The sequence below is a fragment of the Viridibacillus arenosi genome (assembly GCF_001955655.1).
GTDB lineage: Bacteria > Bacillota > Bacilli > Bacillales_A > Planococcaceae > Viridibacillus > Viridibacillus arenosi.
In genome coordinates, this window is sequence record NZ_MSPW01000004.1 from 11,972 (window position 1) to 25,029 (window position 13,058).

14 protein-coding genes are annotated in these 13,058 nt (G+C 35.2%); 8 read left to right on the top strand and 6 right to left on the bottom strand.

What is annotated here, in order from left to right; genetic code table 11:
• The first annotated feature begins 219 nt into the window (after positions 1–219).
• Positions 220–1,359 carry a sensor histidine kinase gene (locus tag BK137_RS08880; RefSeq protein ID WP_179078260.1) on the top strand — a complete coding sequence of 380 codons (1,140 nt, stop codon included), beginning with the start codon at positions 220–222 and terminating at the stop codon, positions 1,357–1,359.
• Between the two features lie 65 nt (positions 1,360–1,424).
• On the opposite strand, the gene BK137_RS08885 is transcribed toward BK137_RS08880, so the two are convergent.
• The 3 genes from BK137_RS08885 to BK137_RS08895 all read right to left on the bottom strand — a co-directional run bounded on the left by BK137_RS08885 (position 1,425) and on the right by BK137_RS08895 (position 3,962).
• On the bottom strand, positions 1,425–2,183 hold the full coding sequence (locus BK137_RS08885; RefSeq protein ID WP_038180823.1) for a FixH family protein: 759 nt from the start codon (positions 2,181–2,183) through the stop codon (positions 1,425–1,427).
• Between the two features lie 81 nt (positions 2,184–2,264).
• On the bottom strand, positions 2,265–3,155 hold the full coding sequence (locus BK137_RS08890) for an EamA family transporter (RefSeq protein ID WP_038180820.1): 891 nt from the start codon (positions 3,153–3,155) through the stop codon (positions 2,265–2,267).
• Positions 3,156–3,392: 237 nt separating this feature from the next.
• Positions 3,393–3,962 carry a GNAT family N-acetyltransferase gene (locus BK137_RS08895; protein WP_038180818.1) on the bottom strand — a complete coding sequence of 190 codons (570 nt, stop codon included), beginning with the start codon at positions 3,960–3,962 and terminating at the stop codon, positions 3,393–3,395.
• A gap of 206 nt (positions 3,963–4,168) precedes the next feature.
• Between BK137_RS08895 and BK137_RS08900 the strand changes: the two genes are divergently transcribed.
• Both BK137_RS08900 and BK137_RS08905 read left to right on the top strand, forming a co-directional pair.
• Entirely contained in the window at positions 4,169–5,125 is a 957-nt protein-coding gene (locus BK137_RS08900) for a carbohydrate kinase family protein (protein WP_038180814.1), read from the top strand.
• A complete protein-coding gene (locus BK137_RS08905) occupies positions 5,125–5,547 on the top strand; it encodes a protein-tyrosine phosphatase family protein (RefSeq protein WP_038180811.1) in 423 nt (140 codons plus the stop codon). The genes BK137_RS08900 and BK137_RS08905 overlap by 1 nt, the downstream gene beginning before the upstream one ends.
• A gap of 360 nt (positions 5,548–5,907) precedes the next feature.
• Here the strand turns inward: BK137_RS08905 and BK137_RS08910 are convergent, their stop codons facing one another.
• Positions 5,908–6,615: a DUF421 domain-containing protein gene (locus BK137_RS08910; protein WP_081730030.1), complete on the bottom strand. Its 708-nt coding sequence runs from the start codon at positions 6,613–6,615 to the stop codon at positions 5,908–5,910.
• A gap of 148 nt (positions 6,616–6,763) precedes the next feature.
• Between BK137_RS08910 and BK137_RS08915 the strand changes: the two genes are divergently transcribed.
• A complete protein-coding gene (locus BK137_RS08915; protein WP_038180808.1) occupies positions 6,764–7,978 on the top strand; it encodes an MFS transporter in 1,215 nt (404 codons plus the stop codon).
• Between the two features lie 63 nt (positions 7,979–8,041).
• Here BK137_RS08915 and BK137_RS08920 read toward each other — a convergent pair whose 3' ends face one another.
• Both BK137_RS08920 and BK137_RS22800 read right to left on the bottom strand, forming a co-directional pair.
• Complete coding sequence (locus tag BK137_RS08920) at positions 8,042–8,716, bottom strand: adenine nucleotide alpha hydrolase family protein (RefSeq protein WP_038180804.1); 675 nt, start codon at positions 8,714–8,716, stop codon at positions 8,042–8,044.
• Between the two features lie 313 nt (positions 8,717–9,029).
• On the bottom strand, positions 9,030–9,161 hold the full coding sequence (locus tag BK137_RS22800) for a hypothetical protein (RefSeq protein WP_268746457.1): 132 nt from the start codon (positions 9,159–9,161) through the stop codon (positions 9,030–9,032).
• Here BK137_RS22800 and BK137_RS08925 point away from each other — a divergent pair.
• From BK137_RS08925 to BK137_RS08940, 4 genes are all read left to right on the top strand, one after another.
• The gene (locus tag BK137_RS08925) at positions 9,161–9,436 is read left to right on the top strand and encodes a hypothetical protein (protein ID WP_051448597.1); all 276 of its coding nucleotides are present in this window, start codon (positions 9,161–9,163) and stop codon (positions 9,434–9,436) included. The genes BK137_RS22800 and BK137_RS08925 overlap by 1 nt on opposite strands.
• Positions 9,437–9,549: 113 nt before the next feature.
• Positions 9,550–9,795 carry a PHP-associated domain-containing protein gene (locus BK137_RS08930; RefSeq protein WP_081730029.1) on the top strand — a complete coding sequence of 82 codons (246 nt, stop codon included), beginning with the start codon at positions 9,550–9,552 and terminating at the stop codon, positions 9,793–9,795.
• Positions 9,796–10,238: 443 nt separating this feature from the next.
• Positions 10,239–12,644 (top strand): Na+/H+ antiporter subunit A, encoded by a 2,406-nt coding sequence (locus BK137_RS08935; RefSeq protein ID WP_038180801.1) that lies wholly within the window; start codon positions 10,239–10,241, stop codon positions 12,642–12,644.
• On the top strand, positions 12,634–13,056 hold the full coding sequence (locus BK137_RS08940) for a Na(+)/H(+) antiporter subunit B (protein ID WP_038180798.1): 423 nt from the start codon (positions 12,634–12,636) through the stop codon (positions 13,054–13,056). The genes BK137_RS08935 and BK137_RS08940 overlap by 11 nt, the downstream gene beginning before the upstream one ends.
• Positions 13,057–13,058: the final 2 nt, after the last annotated feature.

The following is a 13,058-nucleotide window of genomic DNA, read 5'->3' on the forward strand; positions in this document are numbered from 1 at the left end:
TGTGCATTATTTTGCATTAATTTAGAAATTTAATTCGTCTAAATATAATAATCAATCATTCATAAATATTATAAGTGCTATTTAGAAGAATTTATTTCTTTAACATGCTAGTGGTTGTCAGGTGATGTTTTATGATTTCTAGAATCAAAATGGCTATCGGTTTGGATTTTTTAAAATTTTGTTATAATAAAAGATTAGAAAGAGTGGTGAATTGACAGAATGTCGAATTGGTATAGTATTTTCCCGAAAAATCCATTGCTTAGTATTTCGACTTGGATTCTTTTCTGTTTCGTCCCTCTTTACTTTGTTTTTCGTACAACATCTACATTAATTGTATCTATTGCAGTTGCTATTTTGATTGTATATATTATTTGTTTTCGCTTTTCTTATAGTACTAATAATGGTTTAGTTTATGTGTGCATTTCCCTAGAGATGGTTATAAATGCGGTAATGACAGTTCTTTTTGGCTACATTTATTTTGCCTTCTTCACGGCTTTCTTTATCGGGCGAATTCGCCATACTGTTGGGTTCTATATTATGTATGGTCTTCATATTGCTATGACCGTTGGTTCAATTATAGGGGGTTTCTTTATCGAGACAGAGCTATTTATTAAAGAGATTCCTTTTATCGTTATTGTCGTATTTGGTGTGATTTTAGGGCCCTTTTATATATATAGCACAAACAAACGTGATAAATTACAAGGACAATTAGCAACTGCCAATGAGCGTATTTCTGAACTAAGCGTTTATGAAGAACGTCAACGGATTGCTAGAGATTTGCACGATACTTTAGGGCAAAAGCTTTCTATGGTTGGCTTGAAGAGTGATTTGGCTATTCGTTTAGTAAAAAAAGATCAAGATGCTGCAATACAAGAGCTTCGGGATATTCGTCAAACAGCTAGTATTGCTTTAAAAGAAGTGCGAGAAATGGTGTCGAATATGAAGGCTGTAAAAATTGAAGATGAGCTATTACATGTTCAACAAATTTTAACAGCAGCTGATATTAAAATGATTATTGAAGGTAAATCAGAATTTAATCACATTCCTGCAATTATTGGCAATACATTAAGTATGTGTTTGAAAGAGGCCGTCAATAACGTAGTAAGACATAGTAAAGCAACTGAATGCAAAATTACCATTAAACAAAAATCCGATGTCATCCAATTGACTGTATTGGACAATGGTATAGGTATTTCTAATATGAATAGAAAACCGTCGAGTAACGGTTTAAATGGTATGAAGGAAAGAGTCGAGTTTGTAAATGGTGACCTAGAGATTTCTGAAGAAAATGGTACGCTTGTGAAAGTTACTTTGCCAAATGTTATCATGTACCAAAAGGAAAATTCAAAGCGTAATTAAAATTATACTATTGAATATACAAAGGCCCCTAAAGATATAAACTTTACGGGCCTTTGCTCTGTTATTTATTTCACTGTAAATGTTTTTTCTTCATGGAAATGAAGCTCTTTGCCTTTTTCAACATGAAGCGTTACATTATAAGTACCTGCATCATTGAAAGTGTTTTTTACTTCGTAAGTACCGTCTGCTTTTTCTTTTAGTGTTAACCATCCAGCTTCTTCAGTATCTTTATTAACAACTTGGAAACGAACTTTTGCATCTGTCAGTGCTTTACCGTCATGCTCAATAGTGACACTAAAATTAGTGTTCTCACCTTTTTTAGCAGTTGTTTGAGAGAATGTAGCAGAAGTATCTCCATGTGCATGTTCATGTGCTTCTTCTGAATCGTGATCATTGTCTTTAGTTTTTGCGACTTTTCCTGCAACTTTCATATCTGCATCGACCATTTCATGACCCTCACCATTTGTTACATGTGCTGTAATTTCATAATTACCAGCTTCTTTAATTGTCATTTCAGCTACATAGACATTATCTTTGTTTACTTTAGTTTCTAACATTTTATCTGAATGGGTATCAGCATTTTCCACTTCGAACGTTACTTCTGAAGCATTTGTTAAAACTTTTCCATCTTCTGTTACTTTTACTTGGAATTCAACTTTTTCTCCGACATCAGCGGTTTTAGGGACAGTAACATCAGCTTTTAGAACAGGAGCCTTGACTTCCTGTTTTTCGACTTTATCTGTATTTTTCTCTTCATTATCATTACAAGCTACAAGTGCAACACTTGAAATTAATGCTAATGCTGTTAGTGCAATTTTGCGCATAAAAAAAGCTCCCTTCTATTCAATACGATTGATTGTACCAAAAAAGAAGAGAGAGTTTGCAAAAAAAGTGTGAAGTTTTATCTAATTTGCTTTATTTCTTGTCAATAGAGTAGGTAAAGTCATACCAATTAATACTAGAATAATCCCTACAATTTGTATCCAAGTTAAAGATTCATGTAGCACAACAACCGAAACAGTAATTGCTACAGGTAGTTCCATGGCACTTAAAATAGAAGCCATACCACCACCGACTTTAGGGACAGCGATTGTGAATAATAATATCGGTAAAATTATACCAAATACTCCAAGTAGTAAGCCGAATTTCCAAAGTCCAGCACCAAATAATTGTCCATTCCAAACAATTTCAGGTGATAAGAAAATAGATATTAAAACAAGTGCAAAGAATGACATAATCAACATCCGTGCAATTGTAGAAATTTCTTCAGTTGGTCTTGAATTGATTTGGATGAAAATAGAGAAGCTGACTGCAGCAGCAAAACCAAATACCCAACCTTGCCAAGCAATACCGCTTAAATCGACATCTAAAATCCCAGCTGCCAAAATTGTTCCCGCGAAGAGGAAAATAAGAGAAATGACTTCCTCGCGCTTTGGTAAGCGACGATGTAATAAACAATCGATAAGCATGCCAACCCAAGTGAACTGGAATAACATAACAACCGCTAAAGAAGCAGGTAAATAATTTAAAGATTTTCCGTAAACAATACCTGTCGTACCTGTGAAAATCCCGGCTAAAAGTAATATAATCAGACTTTGTTTAGATAGTCGAGGTAACTTACGTTGTGTAAATATAAAGAGTAGCAATGCAAGTGAAAATCCAATAACATATTGGCTAGTAACTGCCTCAGCTGAATCAAATCCGTGTTGCATAGCTACCTTTATAATAGTGGACAATATTCCGTAACTACTAGCCGCAAGTACAACTAATAGCGAGTAAAATAAATTTTTATTCATATAAACAACTCCTATTATTGGCCAGATTAGAATCAACCAAGAGGATAGTATAACATTTTTTTAGAATTTGTGAAGAGGGAAGTTTACTGTGTAGTATTACTTTTTACACAAAAAAACATGAGCATCTTTTGAAGAGACTCATGTTTTTATATTAGTTGTAGTAATTATAAAATTTGTTATTTAAAGCTGTTAACCATAGGGATAGAAGCTTTTGGTTTTGGTCGATGGACGAGTACCTTAGCAATAAAGAGGCTTAACCATATGGTGGAAAGGTTCGTCTATGATTGTCCATGGTTCTGTGATGACGTATCCCATACGTTTGTATAGTTGGAGTGCTTTTTCTTTTTGAGTTTCTACATTTAATGATATTTTTTTATAACCTTTTTCACGTGCTAGTTGTTCGGAGAATTCTAGAAGAATGGTGCCGATCCCTTGACCACGGAAGTCAGGATTGATGCAAATTGTATCGACGTAATATTCGTCTTCATGAGCTTCTTTATCCACTTTTGGTGTTTCTGCGCCTTTTTCTTGTAGCCATGTTTCTAAGTTGGCATCCATTTGCGGTGCTGCATCACCCGAATAAATTACTAGAGTACCGACTACTTGACCATTATGTTCTGCAACATATGTATTGAGGTATGAGTGACGGTTATCTGTGCGCTCAAATAAGTTAATTAATTCGCTTTCGATAGCTTTAGGTTCTGTTTCACCTGTCATACGATTTGCGATATCTCCTATTGCCTCAATAATAAGTGGTGCGACAAATTTACCATCAGCTAGTTCAGCATTTCTTACAGTAATCATCATTTTTTATCAAACTCCTTCAAGGTTAAGTATAGCAAATAGAGAAGGCAATTTCCGATTATAAGTGTTTGTGCCTATGACGAATTAAAGAATGAAAGGGAGGTTCTCCTTAATTTGACGAAAGATGTCGAAAAATACCGAAAGAAACTTTTTCAATGAGCGATTTCATGGTACGCTAGAAGTAAGATATTTTGTGGAGGAGTTTGTGAATGTTAGACTCAAAAAAAGAATTCGTTCTCGTATACGGAGATGCGTTTGTAGATTTTATTGCCAATGATATGACTAACACATCGTTTACTAAGTTTTTAGGTGGTGCTACTGTAAATGTAGCTGCAGGAATTAGTCGCATCGGTGCGCCTTCTGCATTAATCACTATAACAGGGGATGATGAAACATCTGAATTCGTCCGTAATGAGCTAGATAAAGAGGGCGTAAACATGAATTATGCAAAAATTGTCCCTGAAAAACGTGTAAGTGGTGTACATGTCCATCTAACTGAAGGAAATGATCGCATTTTTACGAATTATATTGATGAAACACCTGATTTACAAGTAGAGCCTGAGCATTTGCAAGAAGAAGCATTTAAACGTGCTTCTATATTTAATATCTGTTCAAATACTATGTTCCATCCGACTGCACTTGAAACAACTCGTGCAGCAGTAGTATTGGCTAAAAAACATAATGTATTACTTGCGATGGATGCCAATATTCGTCCATTACGTTGGGAAAGCCAAAAAGTTTGTTATGATACAATAAATACATTTTTGCAAAGTGTAGATATGTTGAAGTTGGCTGATGAAGAACTGTTCTTCTTAACAGAAACCACAACCCTAGAAGAGGGGGTTGTAGCGTTAGCAAAATACAATATTCCTTTTATAATGATAACGGTTGGCGCACAAGGCACGTATGTCGTATTGAATGGTGAAGTGAAACATGTACCGTCGATTCCAATTACATGTGTAGATTCGACCGGTGCTGGCGATGCATTTATGGCTGGTATTTTACGACATGCACATTTATATGGTATACCAAAAACAATGGAAGATGCTTATAATTGTGTATTCTTTGCAAATCAATTAGGCGCAATGGCTGCAACAAAAGCAGGTGCTATTACAGCAATGCCATGTTTCGAGGAGATAAAATCACTTATTAAAGAAGGTGTTTAATGGTGGAGAAAAAATATCATGCATTATTGGATGATCGAATTTTCTTTGGAGGGGCAGCAGATGCAGAAGAAGCTGTTACTAATGAAAAAATTGACGTTGTCGTCGATTTACGTGTGAAAGAACCAGAAAAAGTTACTTATTATAGAGTACATGCCCCTATTGCAGATGAAGCGGAGCAGGTTGAAGCCTCTATCTTGGAAGCGGTCGATAAAGTAGTATCAGCATATCGTGATGGGAAAAAAGTTTTTTTTCATTGTGGAGGCGGTGGTGGCCGTGCAGGTACTGTCGCGGTTGGTACACTTATTGAACTAGGACAAGCAACTTCTGTCGAAGAAGCTGAGCAAAAAGCAAAAGCTATACGTAATAAGGTAAACGTTCGCGAACCGATGAAGATTGCTTTGCAAAATATATATGATAAATAATTTTTGAAACCTTGTTGAATTAACAACAAGGTTTTTTTGATAAAGCCACTTATAAAAATGTCCCTATTCAACAATAATTTTCCTTTTTAATTCATTTCATGAAATGAATTACTCACTAAAAACAAAAAAGGTGTTTCCTGGAGAATACCTATGATAATTGCTAATTTACTACACGCAAAGAACAATAAAAACGAATGGTTTATTAACATAAGTACTCTCTACATTATTACTGATTTAGGAAAGGTGAATTATGTAATTGAAAGCGCCTATCGAATAAAAGCGCTCTTTATTAATAATTGTATAAGCCAATATTGAAAAAACTAATCATAATTTTATTCTTAATAATAAGTAAATGAATTATTATATATCCTTATCCCTCACGGTAATATACAGTGAGCCATTGGGTTGGACCTGAGCGTAAAATACATCATTTACAGCTTCAATCTCTTTTTTGCGGAGCTTACGTATTAACCAATCTTCAGTTAAATTTAGTTCCTCCATTGTACTCCAGACGATCTTCCCATCAGCGATAACTTCCATGGGTATATGAGGGGGAGTTGAGACGTCGGCCTTTACATCTTGTTTTGTGGCACTCTGTTGAGGAGTCTTTTTCAAAATGCTCAGTTCTCCATTTGTTTCTAAGACAGCGTATTCTATATCTTGAATTGAGAAGACGGATTGTTCACGCATCATCATCATGACATCATCCATATGCAGCCTCGCGGATTTTAATGCTTGTACAGATAGCTCACCATGTTTAATGATAACTGTAGGTGTATCATCGATTATTACTCGTATCTTTGGAAACTTAATTGCGAGGATACTCATAAGTATTGTCAAAGCAGTCCACCATACTAGAGAAATCAAGCCATCTATAAAGGGTGTTTCTTCTTGAGAAGCGATTTCTGCAGCTGTCGAACCAATCGTAATACCTGTAATGTAATGGAAAAACGTTAACTGACTTAGCTGTTTTTTCCCGAGCCAACGTGCCAATATGAGGAGTACTATAAATGATATGGTTGTTCTCAGCATCATTTCCCAAAAGTTAATCTCGAAAAAATGGTCCATGTAAATCAAACTCCTTTTCACTTCATATCTGTTAGCTTTCCTTTAAAAACAATAGATATTCCCGATTAATATGAAAACATTTGCTTAATTATTGTTATAATAAGTAAATTGATTATTTCGTAAACAGAAGGAAGTGTAATGAAAGAAGATGACGACAGTAAATAAAACGCACTCGCTAGGGAATCCAGTATATCCGATAATGTTTGCAATAGGGCTTTGTCATTTGTTCAATGATACTTTACAAGCCGTTATCCCAGCGATGTTTCCAGTATTAGAAAGTGAGCGAGGTTTAACATTTACTCAACTTGGTTTTATAGCATTCGCATTAAATATGGTAGCTTCAGTATTACAACCGGTTGTTGGTTATTTTAGCGATAAAAAGCAAAAACCTTATGCACTACCGCTTGGTATGACTAGCTCATTTATTGGTATGGCAGGTTTAGCTTTTGCCGCAGATTACTGGATGATCTTAGTTTCGGTTATATTTTTAGGTTTTGGCTCTGCTATTTTCCATCCAGAAGGTTCACGTGTTTCTTTTATGGCCGCAGGTTCGAAACGTGGATTGTCACAATCTATTTATCAAGTTGGTGGTAATTCAGGACAAGCACTTGCACCTTTGATTAGTGGCTTTATTTTAGTGCCATTTGGTCAAAAAGGAGCAGCGTGGTTTTTAATTGTTGCCGCTATAGGCATCATAGTTTTAACTAAAATTTCAGCGTGGTATAAAAAACAGTTAGAGGAAGAACGTTTATCTAAAAAGAAAAAAGGGATTATTTCTTCTTTGCCACAAATGACGAAAAAGCAAATAGGAATAGCACTGGGCTTATTAATGATGGTCATTTTTGTTCGTTCATTTTATGTGACGAATATAACAAGCTTTTATATTTTTCATTTAATGGATAAGTATGGATTGACTATACAAAAAGGGCAGTTGATTATTTTTATATTTTTAGCTATTGGTGCAGTTGGGACATTCTTTGGGGGACCGATGGCAGACAAATTAGGGCGTAAAAATATCATCTTATTATCGGTGCTTGTACCGATGCCACTTGCCTTAATATTGCCTTATGTTCCATTGTGGGGTGTTATTGTACTACTTATTTTAATAGGATTCTTCATTATGCTAAGTTTTTCTGTGACAGTAGTTTACGCACAAGAATTAGTACCAAGTAAAATTGGCACTATGGCAGGATTAACGGTTGGATTAGCTTTTGGGATGGGAGCAATCGGAGCAGTAGTTATTGGTATTATGATGGACCATTATGGGATTTTTAAAACAATGGTTGTTATATCTGTATTACCAATACTTGCATTAGTTGCTTTTGCATTACCGACAGATCGTAAATGGAAATTAAAAAGTTAAAGGTATTTATAAGTGAAAAAGCTGTCTAATGGTTCATTTAAATAACCATTTAGACAGCTTTTATTATTGGCGAGATTTACTTGGGATTTTCGTTGAATCTGTTACATGATTTTCAGAGATATGTACCTCATGCATTTTGTTTTCATGCATAAACTTGAAGATACCATTGTCAAAATCAGTACCAATTTCTTTGAAGAAAATACCTTCGTAATAAATGTTTTTTGAGCATGTAAAGCTTACTTTATAATCGTTACCGTCCTCTAGTAAATATGCTCGAACACCTTTTTCGAACATCGCATCTTCTTCATTACGGACGTGACGTTCAACAGAAACGACATGTAAATCGACAAAAGAGATTGTTTTAAGAAGTAAATTCATAAATGAACCTTTCGTAATTTCCTCCCATCGACTTTGTGCAGTTTGTCCAATAACGACTTGTGTGATGTTGTATTGGTGTGCAACCTCTGCAATAACATTTTGTATTGGCTTTTTCTCGTTGTCGCGAATGATAAATTCCTCTACCTCTAGCTCTTCCGCAAGTTGTTGCCAATTGTTAAGATATTCAACCTTCTCAGCATCGAAGTTATCAAATGGCTGCGGATCAACCGTTAGAATATAGAGTGGACAATCTAGCATTTTAGCCATTTTATACCCTCTGCGAATCAATCTTTCTCCGTTTGCTCCGTAGTATGCACATACTAAAATACTCTCGTCCATACGTCCTCTTAAATGTTTCACGGCAGTTCACACCTCGTGTTTAGTATTTTGTTCCTTTATATGAAAGTGTCTTAATTTTATATGGTTAGTTGAAGCAAGAATATAAATACCTGACTGCGTCTAGGAATAATCCGTTTTATCACTTTTAGAGTTGACTCTTTTTCTTCAAAATAATCATGAATACTAATATGTATCCATATGGCTTCTTATTATGATGGTACTCACATTTATAGTCAAGTGCCCAAATATGTAAAAATTTATTGTTTAATAAGAGGTTATAAGGAAAGGACCTCGTTTGATAAGAAAGATAAACAATAATAAATTAAATTAAAAATTATCTACGCAATAAATCTTTATATTTACTGCGTAATGAATTTAATTTTTCGAGTTTTGAAATAGAATTTTCCTTCAACTGTTTTCCTACATCAATAATTAAATTTTCTATTAAAAAAGTGGGAGCAATCATTGAATGGAACTCCCATAACGCACCTCTACTTTGATCAAACATTTGTTTATGAAAATGAGTATTACCTAATTGACGGCATAAAGGTCTTTCCAGCAATGGAAGTGGATATTAAAGAAGTAGGACATATTTTATTAATTGGTAATCGTACAGATATTGGTGAACTACGTATAGCCCTTGAACCGTTTACAGATAAAAATAGCTTTATTGAATTTGAACAGTTACTTGAAAAAGCTGAAGCATATAATCTTTTGAAAATAGGTGCTCACCCATTTTGAGACAGTACTTCATTGAATGAGTTGGATCCACAATTGCTTTGTAGGTTAGATGCATTCGATTTAAATGGGAAAGACTTATATCAACAGGGTATTAATGAGAATTCTGAAAAAGTATAGGCTTCGCAGAAAATCTAGAAAAATCAGTTGTTGGTGGCAGTGATACGCATCATTTTATGCAATATGGGTGTATTGTAAATGAGCTTGAACAAGAATGTTCAACAATCGATGAACTGAAAAAAGTAATCTTTGAAGGTAGATATACGATTGAGATTTCTTCAGAACTACATGAGAAGGTTAAAACAGCAAAAGAGATGAAAGAAATAGAGAAAAGAAAAATGGAAAAGTTAATCAAAAATTAACATGAAGAAGATGTATTATAACGGCGGATTTTTTATGACATGATGGAGGTTATGTCTATAGAAAATTCGTCTTTTTTTAATATTGATAAAGAAAAATTAACAATTTTATGACTATTTATTGTGTCAGGGGTGTCTATTATGATGATTCGAGTAGCATAAAAGTGAAATGACCGAGAAAATATTGTATAATTTACAGGTAATATCGTTATATCCTTTTTAATATATTATCGCCATAATATGCGTTCATAGATATTAAATAGATGTAATACTAGTTTTTTACCACGTATTGTTTTACCCCTAATTCTGCATTCTTTCATTAATAAAGCACTATAAGAACCTTAGTCAGGACTCTTAATATGTTGGTAAGTATTTTGCCATAGGTTAACCATTTCAAATTAAAATTCACATAATTTTAGAATACTGTTACAAGGAGGTTTGGACTTTTGACAATAAATTTGGCAATTGTAATACCGTTTTTGATGGCAATACTTATTCCAATACTATATAGGCGTTTTACAAAACTACATATAGGTTGGCTTGTATTAGCCGTTCCTGTCATTATTTTTATAATGCTAGTTCGATTAGTCCCATTTGTGGCGGAAGGTCATACTTATTCTCATACGTATAATTGGATTCCTTCTTTAGATATAAACTTTACAACATATTTAGATGGACTAAGTATGATTTTTGGACTTCTTATCACTGGTGTAGGTAGCTTAGTTATTTTATATTCCATTTTCTATTTATCTGCTAAAGAATCCCTTCAACATTTTTACTGCTATTTACTCCTTTTTATGGGCGCTATGCTTGGCGTCGTATTTTCCGATAATTTAATGGTGTTGTACGCTTTTTGGGAGCTTACAAGTGTTTCTTCATTCCTGCTTATTGCGTTTTGGCATCATCGTAAAGCTTCGCGTGCTGGTGCACAAAAAGCGATGCTTATTACAGTTACTGGCGGCGTTTCGATGCTTGTTGGTTTTATTATGTTGCATATGATGACGGGTTCATATAGTGTGCATGAAATCATACGTAATGTAAGTGAATTCACGGACCATCAGCTGTTTATTCCTGCAATGATATTAATATTATTTGGAGCATTTACAAAATCTGCACAGTTCCCATTCCATATATGGTTGCCAGATGCGATGGAAGCACCAACGCCCGTTAGTGCATATTTACATTCAGCTACGATGGTGAAGGCTGGAATATACTTAGTTGCACGGTTAACGCCTATTTTCGGTGGAGATGCGATTTGGTTTTGGCTTGTCACTGTAGCTGGGCTTGTGACGTTGTTCTGGGGTTCGTTTAATGCGGTGAAACAAACGGATTTAAAAGCATTACTCGCATTTTCAACCGTCAGTCAATTAGGACTTATTATGAGTTTGTTTGGTATGGGTTCAGTCGCCTTTAGGCTGGGTTATTCAGACTCTACTATTATTTATACACAGGCAACTTTTGCTGCACTTTTCCATTTAGTAAACCACTCAACCTTTAAAGGTGCATTATTTATGATGGTTGGAATAGTGGATCACGAGCTAGGTACACGTGATGTACGGAGGCTTGGGGGCTTGATGTCACTAATGCCTCTGACGTTTACGGTCGCTGTCATTGGTAGTTTGTCGATGGCTGGAATGCCACCATTTAATGGCTTCTTAAGTAAAGAGATGTTCTTTGCGGCAGCGATTCATATGAGAGAACTTGATATCTTTTCAATTAGTAGTATAGGGATATTATTCCCTGTTGTAGCTTGGATAGCGAGTATTTTCACATTTGTATATTGCATGATCATCATTTTTAAAACATTCTTTGGTAAACCTTATGAAAACAATGAGGGGAAACCTATTCACGAGGCACCAATAGGAATGCTTGTCTCTCCAATTATTTTATGTGTGCTTGTTGTAGGAATATTCGTTTTCCCAAATGTTCTTGGTCAATACATTTTGAAACCTGCAATGGCAAGTATTTATCCGGGATTTGCTCCTGCTGATGTACTTACGCCAGAAATTCATGCTTGGCATGGTATTAATACGGAATTACTCATGACGATAGGGGTCGTTATTGTTGGGGTAATGTTGTACAGGAAATTAAAAACGTGGAAGCCTGTGTATCGAATATTCCCATATCGTTTTTCGTTTAATGAACTGTTCAGGCATTTATTAGAGGTACTTGAAAGTGGTTCAAATAAGGTGACAACTAGTTATATGACGGGTTCACTAAGGAAATATGTCCTTTATATCTATTTATTTTTCATTTTAGCGGTTGGTGGCTATTTCTTATTTAGTGGTGGATTTGCGTATAGTAGTGCAAATGATGCGCCGGTTGAGATTTATGAGTTGATGTTAATCATTGTGATGTTGTTAGCTGGCATATCTATGCTTTTTGTTAAGTCACGATTAACGGCTACTTTATTAAACGGGGTTATTGGCTTCGGTGTATCAATTTTCTTCGTTATTTTCCGAGCACCAGATCTCGCTTTGACACAGCTTATTGTGGAGTCCGTGACGACAGTGTTATTTTTACTTTGCTTTTCATTTTTACCAGAATGGAAACGAGAGGATTCTCCAAAATCAGTGAAGATAAGTAATGCAGTAGTCGCTGGTGCAGTAGGCGCGCTTGTAGTGGTGATGTCATTTGCAGTAATGTACTATGATGAATTTGATTCAATTTCTTCATATTTTGAGAATGCATACGAGCTAGCCGGAGGCGCCAATATCGTTAATACGATCTTAGGTGATTTCCGTGGTTTTGATACGATGCTTGAAGTGGTGGTTCTCTTTATTGCCGGCTTAGGTGTTTATACACTGATTAAACTGAAGGCGAGAAAGGAGGATACAGACAATGAAAATTAATGATGTAATTTTGCGGACGGTAACAAAAATTGTCGTCTTTATCATTTTGACATTGTCCGTTTATTTATTCTTCTCAGGGCATTATTCTCCAGGTGGAGGCTTTATCGGGGGGCTAGTACTTGCATCTGCAATTGTATTAATGTACTTAACTTCAGATATTGAGACAGTGCATAAAGGTATGCCGTTTGATTTTAAATTAGTTGCAGCACTGGGCGTGTTGATAGCTACAGGGACGGGTTTTGCCTCAGTCATTTTCGGCAAAGATTTCATGACACAGGCTGCTATGAAATTGAATTTACCGATTTTTGGTGAAACGGAATTAGCCTCTGTTGTATTATTTGAAGCAGGTGTGGCAATGACCGTTATTGGTGTCGTTGTTACCATAATTTTAAGCATAAGTGAGGATGAGTAGAC